Source organism: Oxalicibacterium flavum (assembly GCF_014635065.1).
In the GTDB taxonomy this organism is placed as follows: Bacteria; Pseudomonadota; Gammaproteobacteria; order Burkholderiales; family Burkholderiaceae_D; genus Oxalicibacterium; species Oxalicibacterium flavum.
Genome location: NZ_BMCG01000005.1, coordinates 184,340 through 202,941 on the forward strand (window position 1 = coordinate 184,340; position 18,602 = coordinate 202,941).

The window sequence follows — 18,602 nt, forward strand, 5'->3', positions numbered from 1 at the left end:
GGGATGAGGGATCAGGGCAGCATGCGTTGCAGCGTGCGGTCCCTGTCGATGAATTGGTGCTTGGCGACGGCGAGCACATGCACAACGAACACGCCGAGCAGCAGCATGTTCAACCAGTAATGCACGAGCTTGAGCAGCGCGCGCAATTCGGGGTCGGGGGCGATCCAGACCGGCATCGGCCAGATGCCCAGATAGGTGACGGGCACGCCGGCTGCGAGGCTGTAGAAATAGCCGGACAGCGGAATGGCGAAGATCAGCACATAGAGCAGTCCATGTGCCAGATGGGCTGCCGCATGCTGCCAGGCGGGCATGGGCGAGGCATAGGCTGGCGCCGCATGCGTAAGACGCCACAGCAGCCGCAGGCAGGCCAGACCGAAAATCGTGATGCCCGCCCACTTGTGCCATGAAAAGTACTTGAGTTTGGTCGGTGTGATGCCGGGGATATCGACCATGGTCAATCCGAGCAGAAAGGTCGCGATGATCGCGATCGCCATCAGCCAGTGCAACGCGATGGCGGTCAGGGTATAGCGAGGGGCGCGGGCGGACATGGCTTGAATTTTTCTTAAACAGTTCTAATTAGAACGAATATAGCAAAACAAAAGAAGCCGTGCAGCCCGTTCGTTGAGAGGGTTGCACGGCTTCTGACGGATGCGCGGTGAAAAGTTGCCGGATCCTGGAATCGTCGTTGCTGACGACCCCGGCCCGCCGGGTTAGATCGCCTTGGCGAGCTTGCTGGCGTAGCCGATGTAGCTGGCCGGCGTCATCGCCAGCAGCTGGTCCTTGGCTTCCTGCGGAATCGCCAGCGTGGCGATGAAGGCCTGCATGTCTTCCCTGGAGATGCCCTTGCCGCGCGTGAGGTCCTTCAATTGTTCGTACGGGTTCTCGATGCCATAGCGGCGCATCACGGTCTGCACCGGTTCTGCCAGCACTTCCCACGTGTCGTCGAGGTCCTGTGCGATGCGTTCCGGATTGACCTCGAGCTTGTTGAGGCCGCGCAGGCAGCTGTCGTAGGCCAGCAGCGCATAACCGAAGCCGACGCCGATGTTGCGCAGCACGGTGGAGTCCGTCAGGTCGCGCTGCCAGCGCGAAACCGGCAGCTTCTCTGCCATGTGCTTGAGCACGGCATTGGCCATGCCGAGGTTGCCTTCGGAATTCTCGAAGTCGATCGGATTGACCTTGTGCGGCATGGTCGAGGAGCCGATCTCGCCGGCCTTGGTCTTCTGCTTGAAGTAGCCGAGCGCGATGTAGCCCCAGATGTCGCGGTTGAGATCGAGCAGAATGGTGTTGGCGCGCGCGATGGCATCGAACAGCTCGGCCATGTAGTCGTGCGGCTCGATCTGGATGGTATAGGGGTTGAAGGTCAGGCCCAGACGGCTCTCGATGACGTCCTTCGAGAATGCCTGCCAGTCGGTATTCGGGTAGGCCGACAGATGCGCGTTGAAGTTGCCGACCGCGCCGTTCATCTTGCCGAGGATTTGTACATTGGCAATACGCTCTGCGGCACGTTTCAGTCGGGCCACCACATTGGCCATTTCCTTGCCAAGCGTGGTCGGGCTGGCCGGCTGGCCGTGCGTGCGCGACATCATCGGCAGTTCGGCATTGTCGTGCGCCAGTTGCGTGAGCTTGTCGATCACGGCCTGCAGCGCCGGCAGCAGCACGTCGTTGCGCGCGGCCTTGAGCATCATGCCGTGCGAGGTGTTGTTGATGTCTTCCGAAGTGCAGGCGAAGTGAATGAATTCGGTCGCAGCCAGCAGTTCCGGCACATCCTTGACCTGTTCCTTGAGCCAGTACTCGACCGCCTTGACGTCATGGTTGGTGACGGCTTCGATGTCCTTGATGCGTTGCGCATCGGCTTCCGTGAATTCCGTTGCCAGCTTGTCCAGCAGGGCGTTGGCGCTGGCGGAGAATGGCTTGATCTCGGCGAAGCTGGCCGAGGACAGCGCCTGCAGCCATGCGATTTCGACCTTCACGCGATGATGCATGAAGCCGGATTCGGACAGGATGGGGCGCAGCTTGTCGGTCTTGGCGGCGTAGCGGCCGTCCAGCGGCGAAAGGGCAGAAAGGGCGGAAAGCGACATGATGGATGAGCGTAGAACGCGATGACGTGGATGAACGATGCACGCCGGAACGGAAGGGCGATCGGGGTCGCCGCCGGCGAAAAAGCAAGGCGTTATTCTACCACCGCTGCCCGTTGCAAAACCGCACTGTTGCCGACAGGGGTATGCCGCGTTTTTCGGGGTGCGCACGGTATAATCGCCTTCCGATTTTTGACGCTACGCATCCATGAAACTGATTGGTTCCCTCGGCAGTCCTTATGTGCGCAAGGTCCGTATAGTGATGCTGGAAAAGCGGATCGAATACGACTTCGTGCTCGAGAACGTGTGGTCGCCCAATACCACGATTCAGCAGTCCAATCCGCTCGGCAAGGTGCCCTGCCTGGTGATGGAAGACGGCGGCGCGATGTTCGATTCGCGCGTGATCGTCGAATATCTCGATACCCTGACGCCGGTCGGCAAGCTGATTCCGCCGAACGGCCGCGAGCGTGCCGAGGTCAAGTGCTGGGAAGCGCTGGCCGACGGCGTGCTCGATGCCGGCATGCTGCTGCGCCTCGAGAGGACATTGCGGCCCGAAGAGCAACGCAGCCAGTCGTGGATGGACCGCCAGATGACGAAGATCACGAGCGGTTTGCAGGCGATGGAAACCGGGCTCAAGGACAAGGCATTCTGCGCCGGCACGCATTACAGTCTGGCCGATGTGGCCGTCGGCTGTGTGCTGGGTTGGCTGGATTTTCGTTTTCCCGAAATCGTCTGGCGTGGCGAGTATCCGGCGCTCGAAAAGCTGTTCGAGAAATTGTCCGAACGCCCATCGTTCAAGGAAACGCTGCCGCAATAAAGGCAGGTCGCCGAACAAGAAAAGGGACGCCGAAGCGTCCCTTTTCATTCCGGCAACAAATCTTATTCTTCCGTGATCATCTGTGCCTGCAGGTAATTCTGGATGCCGACCTTCTCGATCAGGTCGAGCTGGGTTTCCAGCCAGTCGATGTGTTCCTCGGTGTCGTCCAGGATGTACTGGAACAGTTCGCGCGAGACGTAGTCACCGACGGCTTCGCAGGCGGCGATGCCTTCCTTGACGGTCTTCTGTGCGGCCTTTTCCAGCTCCAGATCGCAGCCCAGCATTTCCGGCGTGGTTTCGCCGATCATCAGCTTGTGCAGCGCTTGCAGGTTGGGCAGACCGTCGAGCATCAGGATGCGGTCGATCAGCTTGTCGGCGTGCTTCATTTCGCCGATCGATTCCTCGTATTCCTTCTTGGCGATCTTTTCGAAACCCCAGTGCTTGTACATGCGTGCATGCAGAAAGTACTGGTTGATCGCGGTGAGTTCATTGGTGAGCTGCGCGTTGAGCAGCTTGATGACGTTGCTGTCGCCTTTCATGGGGGGCCTCTGTTCGGTGGGATGATGGGGATGCAAAGGAAACCCATGCATCAGTCAGGCGCACATGATAGTCGAAGAAGAGCGATTTTGTGCCATTTTGCCTGCATTTTGTTAGCCGGAATCATTCGTGTTTCTATTGCTGCAAGCAAGGCGTGGCGCGGGTTTGCGGCGATTGCCGATGGAACGGGCGTGCGGCAATGGATGATCTTCCGCCCCAAGAAAAAAGCGCCGCAACGAAACCGTTGCGGCGCTTTTTGCGAAAGGAAAGCGCGAGGTTTATTTCGGCGTTTCGGTGACGAATCCCATCTTGCTCAAGCCGCCTGCCTGCGCTGCCGACATTACCTGCGCCACTTTCTCGTACTGCGTGGTGCGGGCGGCGTGCAGATGCAGTTCCGGCTGCGGCGTGACCTTGGCTGCGTCGGCAATGCGGCTGGCCAGGTCTGCGTCGTTCATCAGCTCGCCGTTCCAGAACACCTGACCGTCAGCGTCGATAGACAGGCTGATGGTTTCCGGCTTGACCTCGTTCGGCTGGCTGGCAGCGCGTGGCAGGTCCAGCTTGACGGCGTGATTCATGACCGGGATCGTGATGATGAAGATGATCAGCAGCACCAGCATCACGTCGACCAGCGGCGTGGTGTTGATCTCCGGATTGAAATCGTCCTCGTCGGACAGAGAACCCATTGCCATTATTTGCCTCCGACTGCGACCAGTTTGGTGCCGTTGGGACCGTTGGTGCCGGTATCGTTGGCGCGGGCGCCGGTGACGAACAGGGCGTGCAGGTCGAAGCCGAACTTGTTCATCTTGGCGATCAGCGATTTGTTGCCGCGCACCAGCGCGTTGTAGCCGAAGGTGGCGGGAATTGCCACTGCCAGACCGATGGCGGTCATGATCAGCGCTTCACCGACCGGACCGGCGACCTTGTCGATGCTGGCCTGACCCGAGGTGCCGATGGCGACCAGCGCGTGGTAAATGCCCCACACGGTGCCGAACAGGCCCACGAACGGTGCGGTCGAACCGACCGAAGCCAGCACTGCCATGCCCGATTGCAGCTTGCCGGCCGATTCGTCGATTGCCTGGCGCAGCGACAGCGTGATCCAGTCGCTGACCGACAGTTGATCGTGCAGGTGACCCTTGTGCGCTTCATGGTGACGCATCGCGGTCTTGCCGGCTTCGGCGATTTCTGCGAACGGATTGTTGGTGCCGAGCGAAGTAGTGCCTTCCTCGAGGCTGGTGGCGTCCCAGAATTCATGACCGGCGGCGCGTGCTGCACGGCGATACTGCCACAGCTGGATTGCCTTGCTGATGATGACGTACCACGAGGCGATCGACATTGCCACCAGCAGGACGGCGACTGTCTTGATGATCATGTCGCCTTGTGCCCACAAACTTTCGAGACCGTACGGATTGACTGCTTCCATGATGTTTCCTTCTTACCTGTTTAAAGTGAAATTGATGGGGACGATGGCAAACGCGGGGGTTGGCCGGCCATCTTCGATATACGGTTTGAACAAGGCCCGCATGACCGCCTCGCGCGCAGAATCGTCCATGCGCAATGATCCGGAGGATTTCTGGATTTCCACGCGTTCGGCCTTGCCTTTTTCGTTGATCAGGACGCGCAGCATGACGGTACCTTCATTGCCCATGCGCGCATCGAGCGGCGGATAGACCGGGCGCGGTGCGTTGATATAGGAAACGCCCGAGATGATCTTGGGCATGGCCGGTGCGGCCGGTGCCGGCGGTGCGGTCGGTGCCACATCCATCGGCGGTTCCTTGGATTCCTGTTCCTGCGGCACTTCAGGCGGCAGCTCTTCCGTGATGGCCTGCGGCGAGGGTTCCGGCGTGATCACGGGACGAGGCTTTGGCTTGACGACCGGTTTCTGGACGACGGGAACGGTTTTCGGTGGCGCGGGCTGCGGCTTGGGTTCCGGCGGCGGTTCGAGCGTGACGAAGGTCGCGAAGATCTCGCGCGGCAGCGTCTGCGCGACCTGATGCACGAGGCCGCTGCGCAACGCATAGAACAGTGCGACGTGCAGGCCGATGACTAGCAGGAGAGGAAGATATCTGCGTAGCTGGTTGAAGACTTGTGGTGTGAGCAGCGGTGTTGGTGCTGAAGACGACATTGATGATGCATTCATAAAAAAGTGCTTATGCGGCCATGGCTGTAAAAATGATGGGCTGAACGGAATTTTGTACGGCCAGGTGATCGCGCAGAACGCGTTTTGCGCAGGAATTGCACTTCCCGCAGCATGTGCCGACCTCGAGTTGATCGCGTAATTCTGACATCCTGGTCAGGCCGCCATCAACCGCTTGACGAATTTTTCTTTCAGAAACATTGTTGCAAACACAAACAATCATCCGATGCCTCTTGCGTCTTCTTTTTTAGGTTAAAAAAACTAAAAATGTAAGTACTTTCTATGTGCGAAGCCGGCATCGAGGCCGGCATCGTTTGCATCTGTATCTGTTTCCTAGTTCATTCGACTGCCTGCTACCAGGCGCGTCAGTATTCCGAACTTCTCCGGTGGCGGCGGCATTGCCCGCTCCACCACCATTGCCCATTGTTCCGATAACTGCTGGCAGGTCGCACGCAGTACCGGGGCCAGATCGGGCAGATCAGCCAAAGCCTTCAGGTGACGCTCGATCACCGAGGCCAGCTTGATGCACGAACTGCTTTCCTGATTGTTCGCGGTGTATTGCGACATCAGGTGCAACACTGCCGAGACAAGCAATTCCGGCTGCGCCGATGCCGTCGTCGGTTCCTGCAATGCACGCGCCGCTGTTTCGTTTGCCATCAAACTCTCCTTGTGGGTTGGTTTGGCTGGCTGGCACGACAAGATCGTCGCCGTGCGGGCTGGCTGGTCGCGAAGTGCGGTCAGGCCGTCAGAATCAGCTTGTTGAGCTGAGTCAGACGAAGACGATAGATCCGCCCTTCGTGTGCAATTTCAACTTCCCGCATCTGCCGGAACAAGTCGCGGCTGTTGATCCGTTCGATTGGTTTGTCGGTCGCCTGGGCGCGTGGAGCGGAGAGGCGGGTTTGCTGTGCATTGTGTTGTGCCGTGAGTGCCATTATATCCTCTTTATTAAATGAGAACAATTCTTGTTTAGATTATTCTCCAATTAAAAAAGGAATGCAAGTTTTTTTCGGGATTTGTGGTGTGGAGAGCTTAAGAAAGCGTGAAGACGCTTGATGGCGGGAAAGTAAGTGTGGTTGCGGGGTTCCGGTGCATGGAGATATGCACCGGGATGGGGCGAAATCAGTGGATGGGATTGAAGGAGTCGGCCTGTGCAACCGGCCAGTAGCGTGCGAAGACTTCGGGCAGAGGGCGTACGGAGCTGGCATCGGCTTCGGTGAGCAGCTGGCCGGGTTCGAGATAGGGCAGCAGCGACGACACCAGCTTGACCTGGTTAGTCGAAACGCGTCGCACCAGATGATGCGGGCGTAGCTCTGATGGATGCGTGAGGCCGGCAGCAGCGATGAGTTCGGCCAGCGCCTTGAGCGTGTTCTGGTGAAAATTCGCCACGCGTTGCGCCTTGTCCGGCACCACCAGTGCGCGCTGGCGCAGCGGGTCCTGGGTGGCGATGCCGGTCGGGCAGCGGTCGGTGTGGCAGCTTTGCGACTGGATGCAGCCGAGCGCGAACATGAAGCCGCGCGCCGAATTGCACCAGTCGGCGCCAAGCGCGAGCGTGCGCACGAGGTCGAAGGCAGTCACGATCTTGCCCGAGGCGCCGAGCTTGACGCGGTTGCGCAGGCCGGCGCCGACCAGCGTGTTGTGCACCAGCAGCAGCGCTTCCTGCAGCGGCACGCCGACGTGGTCGGTGAATTCGAGCGGTGCTGCGCCGGTGCCGCCTTCGCCGCCGTCGATGACGATGAAGTCGGGCGTGATGCCGGTCGCCATCATGGCCTTGACGATGCCGAAGAATTCCCATGGATGGCCGATCGCGAGCTTGAAGCCGGTCGGTTTGCCGCCCGACAGCGTGCGCAATTGCTCGACGAACTGCAGCAGGCCGACCGGCGTGTCGAAGGCCGAGTGCGAGGATGGCGAGATGCAGTCGATGCCTTCCGGAATGCCGCGCGCCTCGGCGATCTCGGCCGACACCTTGGCCCCCGGCAGCATGCCGCCGTGACCGGGCTTGGCACCCTGCGACAGCTTGATCTCGATCATCTTCACCTGTGCCTGGCGCGCATTGGCGGCGAAGCGCTCGGGCGAGAAGCCGCCGTGCTCGTCACGGCAGCCGAAATAGCCGGAGCCGATTTCCCACACCAGGTCGCCGCCCGGTTCGTCCGGATGCTCGGGGCGGTGATAGCGGCTGATGCTGCCTTCGCCAGTGTCGTGCATGAAGCGGCCCATCTGCGCGCCGCGATTGAGGGCGCGGATCGCATTGGCCGACAGCGAGCCGAAGCTCATCGCTGAGATGTTGAAGACGCTGGCGGAATACGGATGCGCGCGGTCGGCGCCGATGGTGATGCGGAAGTCATGCGAGCCGACCTTGGCCGGCTTGATCGAGTGGTTGATCCATTCGTAGTCGCTCTGATAGACGTCGAGCTGGGTGCCGAACGGACGCTTGTCGATGTCCTGCTTGGCGCGTTGATAGACGAGCGAGCGCTGGTTGCGCGAGAACGGCGTGGCGGCCGCATCTTCCTCGAGAAAATACTGGCGGATTTCGGGGCGTACCGATTCGAGCAGGTAGCGGAAGTGTGCAAGCAGGGGGTAGTTGCGCAGCAGCGCGTGGTTTTTCTGCCGCATATCCATGATGCCGCGCACGGTCAGCGCGCCCGACAGCAAGGCCAGCCACCACCAGCCGCTATCGACCACCAGAGTGACTGTGAGTGACGAGATAAAAGTCGCGACCGCGGCAATCATCGCCGCGTAACGAAGGGGCACCAAATGCATTACGTCTCCTGAATTGCGCGCCTGAACAAATGACGCCGCCGCACCACAGTGTACAACGGCAAAAAATTGCTCATGCTCAATGGCGCCTGTATTCTTGGCCGGCAGGCGGCTGAAGAAGGATACGGGCTGCGATCGAAACAAGTCTCAACAGGTGCGACATGGAAGCTGATAGCGCGGTCTATAAGACTCTTCTGGAATCGACGAGGGCGATTCCATGGAAAATAGACTGGAAGACGATGCAGTTCAGCTACATCGGCCCGCAAATCGAAAGCGTACTCGGATGGTCGGCCGACAGCTGGATCAGCGCACAGGACTGGGCGGAGCGGATTCACGAGGAAGATCGCGAGAATGTCGTCAATTTCTGCATTTCACAGTCCAGGGATGGCATCGATCACGAAGCCGACTATCGCGCGTTGACGAGCGATGGCGGCTATGTCTGGATACGCGATGTCGTGCATGTGGTGCGGAACGAACAGGGCGAGGTAGAGGCACTGATCGGTTTCATGTTCGATATCAGCGAACGCAAGAAGACCGAGGCAAGATTGATCGACATGCAGCGGGAGCTCGAGGCCCTGTCGTTCAAGGACGGTTTGACGGGTGTGGCGAACCGCCGCATGTTCGATTCCGTCATGGAGCTCGAATGGGAAAACGCGCGTCGCAACAAGCGGCCGCTGGCGTTGATCATGGTCGATATCGATTATTTCAAGCAGTACAACGATTGCTACGGCCATATCCAGGGCGATCATTGCCTGCAGCGTGTCGCCAAGGCGCTGGCGTCGGCTGCCACGCGGTCGCGCGACTTCTGCGCGCGCTTCGGCGGCGAGGAGTTCATGCTGGTGCTGCCTGAAACCGACGAGGGATCCGCCGCCAAGGTTGCGGAGCGCTGCCGCAGTCTGATCTTCAAGGAACAGATCGCGCATGCGCAATCGCAGGTCAGCCAGATACTGACCATCAGCATGGGTGTCGGCGCCATCATTCCTGCGGCTGGCGACGACATTTCCTCCTTCATCGATGGCGTCGATCGGTGCCTCTATCGCGCCAAGCTGCGCGGCCGCAATTGCATTGCCAGTGAAGATTGATCACATGAAAAACAAAGCCGTCGCGAGGACGGCTTTGTTGTTTGGCGCATCCTGATTCAGGCGGCGGTTTCGCTGGTATTGATGATGCCGCCGCCGAGGCAAACGTCGCCCTGATACAGCACCGCCGACTGGCCGGGTGTGACGGCCCATTGCGGCGCATCGAACAAGAGCGAGAAGCCGTCGGCTTCCGTATGCTGGCGGCAGGCGACGTCGGACTGGCGATAGCGCGTCTTGGCAAAGACGGCTTCATCGGTTGGTGGCGTGCCGGCAATCCAGCTTATCTGACCTGCCGACAGCTCCGACGACAGCAGCCACGGATGATCGTGACCCTGCACCACGTAAAGCGTGTTGTTGGCGACATCCTTGCGCGCGACGTACCAGGCGTCGCTGGTGCCGTCGGCATTGCGGTGTGTCTTCATGCCGCCGATGCCGATGCCCTTGCGCTGGCCTAGCGTGTAAAAGCTCAGGCCGACGTGCTCACCGACCACGGTGCCGTCCGGTGTCTTCATCGGACCAGGCTGATAGGAAAGATAGCGGTTCAGGAATTCGCGGAACGGGCGCTCGCCGATGAAGCAGATGCCGGTCGAATCCTTCTTGGCCGCGTTCGGCAGCTTCAGTTGTTCGGCAATCTTGCGCACTTCGGTCTTCCTGATCTCGCCGAGCGGGAACAGCGTCTTCGACAGCTGCGCCTGGTTCAGGCGGTGCAGGAAGTAGCTCTGGTCCTTGCTGGCGTCAACTGCCTTGAGCAGTTGCACCTGGCCGGCATCGGGGCCGGATGTGATTTCGCGTACCCGCGCGTAGTGGCCGGTGGCGATCAGGTCGGCGCCGAGCGCAACGGCATGATCCAGAAAAGCCTTGAACTTGATTTCGGCATTGCAGAGCACGTCGGGATTCGGCGTGCGGCCGGCTTCGTACTCGCGCAGGAACTCGGCAAACACGCGATCCTTGTACTCGGCGGCGAAGTTGACAGCTTCTATATCGACGCCGACCACATCGGCCACGCTGGCCGCATCGATCCAGTCCTGGCGCGTCGAGCAGTATTCGGAATCGTCGTCGTCTTCCCAGTTCTTCATGAACAGGCCGATGACTTCGTAGCCCTGCTCCTTCAGCAGCCAGGCCGAGACAGACGAATCCACACCGCCCGACATGCCGATGACGACACGCTTTTTAGCCACTGATGGCCTCTTTGGCAACATCATAGACAGACGAATGCGTGATCAGATAGGACAGCGGCATGCGCTTGCCGGCCAGGAAGTCGTCAACGCGCTGCAGCACGGACGGGCTGCGGTGCCGATCCTGGCAGGCCACCAGTTCGTCGTAGCTCATCCAGACCGCGCGCAGGATGCCGACATCCAGCGGCTGGTCGTGGCGTGCGCCGACCTTGCCGCAGAAAGTGAAACTCAGATAGGTGATGTCCTGCCCGGTGCGTGCCGAGACGTAGCGCGACATATAGATGCCGACCAGATCGGTGGGGGTGAACTCGTGGGCGGTTTCTTCCATCGCCTCGCGGACCACGGCCTGTTCCAGCGACTCGCTGGGGTCCAGATGGCCGGCCGGTTGATTGAAGCGGATGCCTTCGCTGGTCTCTTCCTCGACCAGCAGGAAATGACCGTCACGTTCGATGACGGCGGCAACGGTAACGGATGGTTTCCAGATATCGGACATAAGGGCTTTCGGAATAACCCTTAATTCTAACGTGCCCGGCGCCAACTTGCCGGCAATGTTTTCCCTGCTGTTAATTTTGTACTAGAATGCCGGAGTTTTTTCGCGAAAAAGAACGCGAATCTTTGCTTGGCGGGCATTTGGGCTTATCCTCTCGTCTTTGCTTTCCGGACTGCCGGCGAAAGCCGTGCCGAGGACGTTTTCTTGCAAGACAGACGAACGGGCTGCTCCAATGCGGTAACGATCCTGCCCGGATGCGCCCTGAAGGGCCAGGCTCCGATGGCAAGTCGGCAGGCGCCGGCCATAATGAATAGATTTGTCTGCGCGAAACACGGCGCCGGCAAGGTTTGAATAAACGGAAGAAACATGCAACGCATCATGCTCAGGGCCAAGATCCACCGTGCGACGGTGACGCAGGCCGATCTGCACTATGAAGGTTCGTGCGGGATCGACGAGGATCTGCTGGACGCGGCTGATATCAAGGTCGGCGAGCGTATCGAGTTGTATAACGTGAACAATGGCGAACGTTTCGCCACCTATGCGATCAAGGGCGTCAAGGGAAGCGGCGAGATTTCGCTCAATGGTGCGGCTGCGCGCCGTGCCCATCTCGGCGATCTGCTCATCATCTGTACCTATGGACCGATGAGCGACGAAGAGATCGAGACCTATGTGCCCAAGATCGTTTTTGTCGATGAACACAACAGGATCACGGGACTGAAGCAGCAATAACACGTTGTAGCACCAGAAAAAACCCGGTCGCGCCATTGAGCTGCTTGAACCGGGTTTTTATTCATGTGCCGGTCACGTTGATCCAACCAGGAATTTAAACAACTTAAGAGAGAAGGTATGTCTTTAGTTATAGGAGTGCCGCGGGAAACATTCCCCGGAGAAACGCGGGTTGCAACCGTTCCCGAGGTCGTGCAGAAGCTGATCAAGCAGGGCTATGCGATTGCAGTGGAAAGTGGCGCGGGCAATCTGTCCAACATCAGCGACGATGAATATCGCGCCGCCGGTGCCGAGATTGTCAGCGCGGCCGACGTATGGGCCAAGAGCGACATCATCTTCAAGCTGCGCGGTCCGAACGAGCAGGAAGTCGGCCTGCTGAAGGAAGGCGGTACGCTGGTCAGCTACATCTGGCCGGCACAGAATCCGGAGCTGATGGAAAAGCTGGCTGCCAAGAAGGCAACCGTGCTGGCCATGGATTCGGTGCCGCGTATCTCGCGCGCGCAGAAGATGGACGCGCTGTCCTCGCAGGCGAACATCGCCGGCTATCGCGCCGTGATCGAAGCCGCCAATGCGTTCGGCCGCTTCTTCACCGGCCAGATCACGGCTGCCGGCAAGGTGCCGCCTGCCAAGGTATTCGTGATCGGCGCCGGTGTGGCCGGTCTGGCCGCGATCGGTACCGCTGCCAACCTGGGCGCGATCGTGCGCGCCAACGATACGCGCAAGGAAGTTGCCGACCAGATCATCTCGATGGGCGGTGAGTTCGTCGCTGTCGATTACGAGGAAGACGGTGCCGGCACCGGCGGTTACGCCAAGGTCATGTCGGAAGGCTTCCAGAAGGCCCAGCGCGAAACCTTCGCGCAGCAGGCCAAGGAAGTCGACATCATCATTACCACCGCGCTGATCCCGGGCAAGCCTGCACCGAAGCTGATCACGGCTGAAATGGTGCAATCGATGAAGCCGGGTTCGGTGATCGTCGATCTGGCAGCCGAGCAGGGCGGTAACTGCGAGCTGACCGTTCCGGGCGAAGTGACGACCGTGCATGGCGTGACCATCATCGGGTACAAGGATCTGCCGACGCGCCTGGCGAAGACGGCTTCCACGCTGTACGCAACCAACCTGTTCCGTCTGTCGGAAGACCTGATCAAGACCAACAGCGTCGATCCGGCCGGCGAAGGCGCTGCCGCCATCCACATGAACATGGAAGACGAAGTCATTCGCGGCACCACCGTGATCGACCAGGGCAACGTGACATGGCCGCCACCGGCACCCAAACTGTCGGCCGCTCCGGCACAGCCCAAGCCTGCTGCCGCGCCTGCGCCGGCACATGGCCATGGTCCGAGCACCACGGTGTCGTCGCCGACGCGCGTCGTCGTCATGTTTGCTTTTGCAGCATTGTTGTTCGGCCTGATCGGCTTTGGCGCGCCTACCGCGTTCCTCGGCCATCTGACCGTGTTCGTACTGGGTTGCTTCATCGGCTACATGGTGGTCTGGAACGTGACGCCGGCATTGCATACGCCTCTCATGAGCGTGACCAACGCCATTTCGTCGATCATCGTGATCGGCGCGCTGGTGCAGGTGGCGCCGCCGCTGGCTGAAGGCGTGACGCGTCCCGAAATGCTGATCAAGGTGATGGCTGCCCTCGGCATCGTCCTCACCGCCATCAACATGTTCGGCGGCTTTGCCGTGACCCGTCGCATGCTCGACATGTTCCGTAAGAATTAAGAAGGAGACCCCAAGTGTCTGCAAATCTGGCTACTGTCTCCTACATTGGAGCAACCATCCTGTTCATCCTCAGTCTGGGCGGCTTGTCGCACCCGGAAACCTCGCGCCGCGGCAACCTGTACGGCATGATCGGCATGGCGATTGCCGTGCTGGCCACCGTGTTCGGCCCGCGCGTCACCGCCGACGGCTATGCCTGGATCGTCATCGCCCTCGTCATCGGTGGCGCCATCGGCCTGTACGCAGCCAAGGTCGTCAAGATGACCGAAATGCCGGAGCTGGTCGCAATGATGCACAGCTTCGTCGGTCTGGCTGCCGCACTGGTCGGTTTCGCCAGCTATGTCGATCCGTCGCTGCATTTCGAAGGCGCGGAAAAGACCATCCATGACGTCGAGATCTACATTGGCATCCTGATCGGTGCGATCACGTTCTCGGGTTCGCTGATCGCTTTCGGCAAGCTCAACGGCAAGATCGGCGGCAAACCGCTGCTGCTGCCGGCGCGTCACTGGCTCAACCTGGTGCTGCTGCTGGTCGTCATCTACTTTGGCGTGCAGTTCGTCCAGGCCGAGTCCGTCTCGGAAGGCATGACCCCGCTGATCATCATGACCGTAATCGCCCTGCTGTTCGGCATTCACATGGTGATGGCCATTGGTGGCGCCGACATGCCGGTCGTGGTGTCGATGCTCAACAGCTACTCGGGCTGGGCTGCTTCGGCAACCGGTTTCATGCTCAGCAATGACCTGCTGATCGTGACGGGTGCGCTGGTCGGTTCGTCGGGTGCGATCCTGTCGTACATCATGTGCAAGGCCATGAACCGCAACTTCATCAGCGTGATCGCCGGCGGTTTCGGCTCGGGTGCTGCCAAGTCGGGTGGTGCTGCTAAGGAACAGGTCGGCGAAGCAACGCCTGTCAGCGCACAGGAAACCGCCGAACTGCTGCGCGAAGCCAAGAGCATTGTCATCGTGCCGGGTTACGGCATGGCAGTGGCTCAGGCCCAGCACACCGTCAACGAAATCACCAAGTTCCTGCGCGACAAGGGTGCCAACGTGCGTTTCGCGATCCACCCGGTCGCTGGCCGCATGCCTGGTCACATGAACGTGCTGCTGGCTGAAGCCAAGGTGCCGTACGACATCGTGCTGGAGATGGACGAGATCAACGAAGACTTCCCGGATACCGACGTCGTCATGGTCATTGGCGCCAACGACATCGTGAACCCGGATGCGCAGGACGATCCGGACAGCCCGATCGCCGGCATGCCGGTGCTGGAAGTCTGGAAGGCCGAGACCACCATCGTCATGAAGCGCTCGATGGCTTCCGGTTACGCCGGCGTCGACAATCCGCTCTTCTACAAGGAAAACAACCGCATGCTGTTCGGCGATGCGAAGAAGATGCTGGACGAAGTGCTGACGACGCTGAAAGGCTGATCCGCCTGAAGATGAAAAAGCCCGCGCAAGCGGGCTTTTTTGTTTGTGCGGTGTTCGCAGTACGTAAAGAGTGAACGCTTACCTGCTCCAGTAGCCCGGCTGGTTGTACATGGCCTGCAGGTGCCAGATGAACAGCCGGACCTTGGCCGGCACGTTGCGTTGTTGCGGATAGACCGCCATGATGTCGTATTCGGGGATCGCGTATTCGTCGAGCACGGTTTCCAGCGTGCCGTTCTCGAGCTGGCTCTGGATTTCCCACATGGAACGCCAGGCGATGCCCAGTCCTTCGGTCATCCAGCGGTGCAGCAGTTCGCCGTCGTTGCAGTCGAGGCTGCCGTCGATGCGCACCGAAACCGTCTTGCCGCGGTGATTGAAGTACCAGCCGCGCTGCTGGCCGCCTTGCAAGTTAAACGCAAGACAATTATGCTTGCCGAGATCGTCCAGTGTCTTCGGCCTGCCGTGTTTCTCGAAGTATTCCGGCGTGCCGCATACCACGCGCTTGTTGGACGCCAGCTTGACGGCCACGAAGTTGGGCTCGATGGTGCCGCCGATGCGTATCCCCATGTCATAACCTTCCTGCACGAGATCGACCACGCGATCGGTCAGGTTGAATGACATTTTCAGATCCGGATGCTGCTGCAAGAAAGAAGGGGCATACGGTGCCACGTGAAGCCGGCCGAAGGAAGCGGGAGCCGAAACGATCAGGTGGCCGGTGACTTTGTGGCGGCCTGCGGAGATCGCGCTTTCCGCCTGATCGAGCTCCGACAGCAGCTTGCGGCAATGCTCGAGATAGACCGAGCCTTCCTCGGTCAGCGCCAGGCGCCGCGTCGAGCGATGCAGCAGCCGCACGCCGAGGCGTTTCTCCAGGGCATCGACACGGCGACCGACCATGACCGGGGTCACCTGCAGCGCCAGCGCGGCGGCGGCAAAGCTTCCCTGATCGACGGCGGTGGTAAAGGCCTCGATTTGTTTGAGCTTATCCATTCGATACTTTAAGTATCTAATTGATTAAACGAAAGTTCTATTATCAAATAATTGCACAGCAATTAGTATACGTATCAGCAAAAATTTCGTTCACTGGAGGTAATGATGGCAAAGATGACCGCAGCCCAGGCAGCAGTCTGGGTTATGCAGAAGGAAGGTATCGATCAGGCGTTCGGCGTGCCGGGCGCAGCGATCAACCCGTTTTACTCGGCACTGCAGAAAAACGGCACGATCGCTCACGTGCTGGCGCGCCACGTTGAAGGCGCATCGCACATGGCAGAAGGCTACACCCGTGCAAAAGCCGGCAACATCGGCGTCTGCCTGGGCACCTCGGGCCCTGCCGGCACCGACATGATCACCGGCCTGTATTCCGCATCGGCCGACTCGATCCCAATTCTGTGCGTCACCGGTCAGGCACCGCGCGCCCGTATTCACAAGGAAGACTTCCAGGCTGTCGATATCGAGAAAATCTCGTCGCCGGTCACCAAATGGTCGGTCATGGTACGTGAGCCGGCCCTGGTGCCGATGGTATTCCAGCAGGCTTTCCACATCATGCGTTCGGGCCGTCCGGGTCCGGTGCTGATCGACCTGCCGTTCGACGTGCAAGTCGCCGAGATCGAATTCGATCCTGACCTGTACGAACCGCTGCCGGTCTACAAGCCTGCGGCAACCCGCAAGCAGATCGAACGCGCGCTGACGATGCTGAACGAAGCCGAGCGTCCGCTGCTGATCTCGGGCGGCGGCGTCATCAACGCCGACGCTACCGCGCTGATGCGCGAGTTCGCCGAACTGGTCAACGTGCCGGTCGTGCCGACCCTGATGGGCTGGGGCACCGTGCCTGACGATCACCCGCTGATGGCCGGCATGGTCGGTCTGCAGACCTCGCACCGCTACGGCAACGCGACGATGCTGGCTTCGGACTTCTGCTTCGGTATCGGCAACCGCTGGGCCAACCGCTTCACCGGCTCGATCGACGTCTTCACCCAAGGCCGCAAGTTCGTCCACATCGACATCGAACCGACCCAGATCGGCCGCGTGTTCGGTCCGGATCTCGGCATCGTGTCGGATGCAAAAGCGGCACTGACCCTGCTGGTCGAAGTCGCCAAGGAATGGAAAGCCGCCGGCAAGTTCAAGAACCGCGACGCGTGGATCGCCGAGTGCCAGAAGCGCAAGCGCACGATGCTGCGCAAGACCGACTTCGACAACACGCCGATCAAGCCGCAACGCGTGTACCAGGAAATGAACAAGGTGTTCGGCAAGGACACCCGTTACGTCTCGAACATCGGTCTGTCGCAGATCGCTGCCGGCCAGTTCCTGCACGTGTATAACGAGCGTAACTGGATCAACTGCGGTCAGGCAGGCCCGCTGGGCTGGACCGTTCCGGCCGCCCTGGGTGTGCGCGTTGCCGATCCGGCCAGCGAAGTCGTTGCCATCACCGGCGACTACGACTTCCAGTTCCTGATCGAAGAACTGGCCGTTGGCGCGCAGTTCAACCTGCCGTACATCCACGTGCTGGTGAACAACTCGTACCTCGGTCTGATCCGTCAGGCGCAACGCATGTTCACGATGGACTACTGCGTCTCGCTGGCATTCGACAACATCAACTCGACCGAAAACGCATCGTACGGTGTGGATCACGTCAAGGTCACCGAAGGCCTCGGCTGCAAGGCGATCCGCGTGTTCGAACCGAGCGAAATCGAACCTGCGCTGCGCAAAGCACAGGAGTGGATCAAGGAATTCAAGGTGCCGGTCGTGGTCGAGGTCATCCTCGAACGCGTGACCAACATCGCCATGGGCACCGAGATCAACGCGATCAACGAATTTGAAGAAATCATCGACGTGGTGGAAGGCGAACCCGCGCTGGCCGGAAAGGAGTAATACGATGACGAAACTTGCTGCCAACCTGACGATGCTGTTCAACGAGGTTCCATTCCTGGAACGTTTTGAACAAGCTGCCAAGAACGGTTTCAAGGGTGTCGAATTTCTGTTCCCCTACGATTTTCCTGCAGAGGAAGTCGCGGCGAAACTGAAAGCCAACAACCTCGAAATGGTGCTGCACAACCTGCCGGCTGGTAACTGGGCCGGTGGCGAACGCGGTATCGCCTGCCACCCGGATCGCGTGGCCGAGTTCAAGGAAGGCGTCGACAAGGCGCTGGAATACGCAAAGGTGCTCGGTACCAAGCACATCAACTGCCTGGCAGGCATCGTGCCGGCAGGCGTGTCGAAAGAGCAGGCAGAAGCGACGTTCGTATCGAACCTGAAGTACGCAGCGGACAAGCTGAAGGCCGCGGGTATCCCGCTGCTGATCGAAGCGATCAACACCTTCGACATCCCCGGCTTCTTCCTGACCGGCACCAAGCAGACCCTGGACATCATCGCCAAGGTCGGCTCGGACAACCTGTTCTTCCAGTACGACATCTATCACATGCAACGCATGGAAGGCGAACTGGCGAACACGGTGAAAGCCAACCTGGCCGTCATCCCGCACATTCAGCTGGCTGACAATCCGGGTCGCTTCGAACCAGGCACGGGTGAGATCAACTACACCTTCCTGTTCAAGTATCTGGACGAAATCGGCTACAAGGGCTGGATCGGTTGTGAATACAAACCGAAAGCCGGCACGGTCGAAGGTCTGGGCTGGCGCGCTGCGCACGGCGTGTAAGAAGAAAAAATCATGGGCGGTCTGCG

General features: G+C 59.8%; 20 protein-coding genes. 7 read left to right on the plus strand and 13 right to left on the minus strand.

All coding sequences use genetic code 11. From position 1 onward, the window contains the following. Positions 1-11 precede the first annotated feature (11 nt). Both IEV38_RS13055 and purB read right to left on the minus strand, forming a co-directional pair. Positions 12-548 (minus strand): cytochrome b, encoded by a 537-nt coding sequence (locus tag IEV38_RS13055; RefSeq protein ID WP_188396755.1) that lies wholly within the window; start codon positions 546-548, stop codon positions 12-14. Positions 549-710: 162 nt separating this feature from the next. Next, complete coding sequence (purB, locus tag IEV38_RS13060; RefSeq protein ID WP_188396757.1) at positions 711-2,078, minus strand: adenylosuccinate lyase; 1,368 nt, start codon at positions 2,076-2,078, stop codon at positions 711-713. A 205-nt stretch (positions 2,079-2,283) separates the two neighbouring features. On the opposite strand from purB, the gene IEV38_RS13065 reads away from it, so the two are divergent. Further along, positions 2,284-2,892 carry a glutathione S-transferase N-terminal domain-containing protein gene (locus IEV38_RS13065; RefSeq protein ID WP_188396759.1) on the plus strand — a complete coding sequence of 203 codons (609 nt, stop codon included), beginning with the start codon at positions 2,284-2,286 and terminating at the stop codon, positions 2,890-2,892. Between the two features lie 62 nt (positions 2,893-2,954). Here the strand turns inward: IEV38_RS13065 and bfr are convergent, their stop codons facing one another. The 8 genes from bfr to IEV38_RS13105 all read right to left on the minus strand — a co-directional run bounded on the left by bfr (position 2,955) and on the right by IEV38_RS13105 (position 8,314). After that, the gene (bfr, locus tag IEV38_RS13070) at positions 2,955-3,431 is read right to left on the minus strand and encodes a bacterioferritin (protein ID WP_188396761.1); all 477 of its coding nucleotides are present in this window, start codon (positions 3,429-3,431) and stop codon (positions 2,955-2,957) included. Positions 3,432-3,707: 276 nt separating this feature from the next. Then, complete coding sequence (locus IEV38_RS13075; protein WP_188396763.1) at positions 3,708-4,118, minus strand: ExbD/TolR family protein; 411 nt, start codon at positions 4,116-4,118, stop codon at positions 3,708-3,710. Next, complete coding sequence (locus IEV38_RS13080; RefSeq protein WP_188396765.1) at positions 4,118-4,849, minus strand: MotA/TolQ/ExbB proton channel family protein; 732 nt, start codon at positions 4,847-4,849, stop codon at positions 4,118-4,120. The genes IEV38_RS13075 and IEV38_RS13080 overlap by 1 nt, the downstream gene beginning before the upstream one ends. A gap of 12 nt (positions 4,850-4,861) precedes the next feature. Then, the gene (locus IEV38_RS13085; RefSeq protein ID WP_188396767.1) at positions 4,862-5,566 is read right to left on the minus strand and encodes an energy transducer TonB; all 705 of its coding nucleotides are present in this window, start codon (positions 5,564-5,566) and stop codon (positions 4,862-4,864) included. Positions 5,567-5,576: 10 nt separating this feature from the next. Further along, positions 5,577-5,786 (minus strand): (2Fe-2S)-binding protein, encoded by a 210-nt coding sequence (locus tag IEV38_RS13090; protein WP_188396769.1) that lies wholly within the window; start codon positions 5,784-5,786, stop codon positions 5,577-5,579. Between the two features lie 110 nt (positions 5,787-5,896). After that, positions 5,897-6,220 carry a hypothetical protein gene (locus IEV38_RS13095; protein WP_188396771.1) on the minus strand — a complete coding sequence of 108 codons (324 nt, stop codon included), beginning with the start codon at positions 6,218-6,220 and terminating at the stop codon, positions 5,897-5,899. 80 nt (positions 6,221-6,300) lie between these two features. Further along, the gene (gene hemP / locus IEV38_RS13100; protein WP_188396773.1) at positions 6,301-6,495 is read right to left on the minus strand and encodes a hemin uptake protein HemP; all 195 of its coding nucleotides are present in this window, start codon (positions 6,493-6,495) and stop codon (positions 6,301-6,303) included. A 187-nt stretch (positions 6,496-6,682) separates the two neighbouring features. Then, on the minus strand, positions 6,683-8,314 hold the full coding sequence (locus IEV38_RS13105; RefSeq protein WP_229729056.1) for an FMN-binding glutamate synthase family protein: 1,632 nt from the start codon (positions 8,312-8,314) through the stop codon (positions 6,683-6,685). A 164-nt stretch (positions 8,315-8,478) separates the two neighbouring features. Between IEV38_RS13105 and IEV38_RS13110 the strand changes: the two genes are divergently transcribed. Then, complete coding sequence (locus tag IEV38_RS13110) at positions 8,479-9,399, plus strand: GGDEF domain-containing protein (RefSeq protein ID WP_188396777.1); 921 nt, start codon at positions 8,479-8,481, stop codon at positions 9,397-9,399. A gap of 56 nt (positions 9,400-9,455) precedes the next feature. On the opposite strand, the gene mnmA is transcribed toward IEV38_RS13110, so the two are convergent. Beyond that, a complete protein-coding gene (gene mnmA, locus IEV38_RS13115) occupies positions 9,456-10,574 on the minus strand; it encodes a tRNA 2-thiouridine(34) synthase MnmA (protein ID WP_229729044.1) in 1,119 nt (372 codons plus the stop codon). Continuing rightward, positions 10,567-11,064, minus strand: a complete 498-nt coding sequence (locus IEV38_RS13120; protein ID WP_188396779.1) for an NUDIX hydrolase — start codon at positions 11,062-11,064, stop codon at positions 10,567-10,569. Before IEV38_RS13120 ends, mnmA begins: the two co-directional genes overlap by 8 nt. Positions 11,065-11,427: 363 nt before the next feature. Between IEV38_RS13120 and panD the strand changes: the two genes are divergently transcribed. The 3 genes from panD (at position 11,428) to pntB (ending at position 14,930) form a co-directional block, all read left to right on the plus strand. Continuing rightward, positions 11,428-11,790, plus strand: a complete 363-nt coding sequence (gene panD / locus IEV38_RS13125) for an aspartate 1-decarboxylase (protein WP_188396781.1) — start codon at positions 11,428-11,430, stop codon at positions 11,788-11,790. Positions 11,791-11,907: 117 nt separating this feature from the next. Then, positions 11,908-13,509, plus strand: coding sequence for a Re/Si-specific NAD(P)(+) transhydrogenase subunit alpha (locus tag IEV38_RS13130; protein WP_188396783.1), 1,602 nt, complete (start codon positions 11,908-11,910; stop codon positions 13,507-13,509). A 14-nt stretch (positions 13,510-13,523) separates the two neighbouring features. After that, entirely contained in the window at positions 13,524-14,930 is a 1,407-nt protein-coding gene (pntB, locus tag IEV38_RS13135) for a Re/Si-specific NAD(P)(+) transhydrogenase subunit beta (protein ID WP_188396786.1), read from the plus strand. Between the two features lie 78 nt (positions 14,931-15,008). Here the strand turns inward: pntB and IEV38_RS13140 are convergent, their stop codons facing one another. Then, positions 15,009-15,914, minus strand: coding sequence for a LysR family transcriptional regulator (locus IEV38_RS13140; protein WP_188396788.1), 906 nt, complete (start codon positions 15,912-15,914; stop codon positions 15,009-15,011). A gap of 105 nt (positions 15,915-16,019) precedes the next feature. Here IEV38_RS13140 and gcl point away from each other — a divergent pair, with 105 nt between their 5' ends. Together gcl and hyi are read left to right on the plus strand one after the other, a co-directional pair. Then, positions 16,020-17,792 carry a glyoxylate carboligase gene (gcl, locus tag IEV38_RS13145; protein ID WP_188397054.1) on the plus strand — a complete coding sequence of 591 codons (1,773 nt, stop codon included), beginning with the start codon at positions 16,020-16,022 and terminating at the stop codon, positions 17,790-17,792. A 4-nt stretch (positions 17,793-17,796) separates the two neighbouring features. Then, a complete protein-coding gene (hyi, locus tag IEV38_RS13150) occupies positions 17,797-18,576 on the plus strand; it encodes a hydroxypyruvate isomerase (RefSeq protein WP_188396790.1) in 780 nt (259 codons plus the stop codon). Positions 18,577-18,602 lie beyond the last annotated feature (26 nt).

What these genes read in the sequence shown, in the direction of transcription:
- IEV38_RS13055 (WP_188396755.1), bottom strand. Translation starts at nt 548, where the DNA reads ATGTCCGCCCGCGCCCCTCGCTATACCCTGACCGCCATCGCGTTGCAC.
- purB (WP_188396757.1), bottom strand. Translation starts at nt 2,078, where the DNA reads ATGTCGCTTTCCGCCCTTTCTGCCCTTTCGCCGCTGGACGGCCGCTAC.
- IEV38_RS13065 (WP_188396759.1), top strand. Translation starts at nt 2,284, where the DNA reads ATGAAACTGATTGGTTCCCTCGGCAGTCCTTATGTGCGCAAGGTCCGT.
- bfr (WP_188396761.1), bottom strand. Translation starts at nt 3,431, where the DNA reads ATGAAAGGCGACAGCAACGTCATCAAGCTGCTCAACGCGCAGCTCACC.
- IEV38_RS13075 (WP_188396763.1), bottom strand. Translation starts at nt 4,118, where the DNA reads ATGGCAATGGGTTCTCTGTCCGACGAGGACGATTTCAATCCGGAGATC.
- IEV38_RS13080 (WP_188396765.1), bottom strand. Translation starts at nt 4,849, where the DNA reads ATGGAAGCAGTCAATCCGTACGGTCTCGAAAGTTTGTGGGCACAAGGC.
- IEV38_RS13085 (WP_188396767.1), bottom strand. Translation starts at nt 5,566, where the DNA reads ATGAATGCATCATCAATGTCGTCTTCAGCACCAACACCGCTGCTCACA.
- IEV38_RS13090 (WP_188396769.1), bottom strand. Translation starts at nt 5,786, where the DNA reads ATGATTGTTTGTGTTTGCAACAATGTTTCTGAAAGAAAAATTCGTCAA.
- IEV38_RS13095 (WP_188396771.1), bottom strand. Translation starts at nt 6,220, where the DNA reads ATGGCAAACGAAACAGCGGCGCGTGCATTGCAGGAACCGACGACGGCA.
- hemP (WP_188396773.1), bottom strand. Translation starts at nt 6,495, where the DNA reads ATGGCACTCACGGCACAACACAATGCACAGCAAACCCGCCTCTCCGCT.
- IEV38_RS13110 (WP_188396777.1), top strand. Translation starts at nt 8,479, where the DNA reads ATGGAAGCTGATAGCGCGGTCTATAAGACTCTTCTGGAATCGACGAGG.
- IEV38_RS13120 (WP_188396779.1), bottom strand. Translation starts at nt 11,064, where the DNA reads ATGTCCGATATCTGGAAACCATCCGTTACCGTTGCCGCCGTCATCGAA.
- panD (WP_188396781.1), top strand. Translation starts at nt 11,428, where the DNA reads ATGCAACGCATCATGCTCAGGGCCAAGATCCACCGTGCGACGGTGACG.
- IEV38_RS13130 (WP_188396783.1), top strand. Translation starts at nt 11,908, where the DNA reads ATGTCTTTAGTTATAGGAGTGCCGCGGGAAACATTCCCCGGAGAAACG.
- IEV38_RS13140 (WP_188396788.1), bottom strand. Translation starts at nt 15,914, where the DNA reads ATGGATAAGCTCAAACAAATCGAGGCCTTTACCACCGCCGTCGATCAG.
- gcl (WP_188397054.1), top strand. Translation starts at nt 16,020, where the DNA reads ATGGCAAAGATGACCGCAGCCCAGGCAGCAGTCTGGGTTATGCAGAAG.
- hyi (WP_188396790.1), top strand. Translation starts at nt 17,797, where the DNA reads ATGACGAAACTTGCTGCCAACCTGACGATGCTGTTCAACGAGGTTCCA.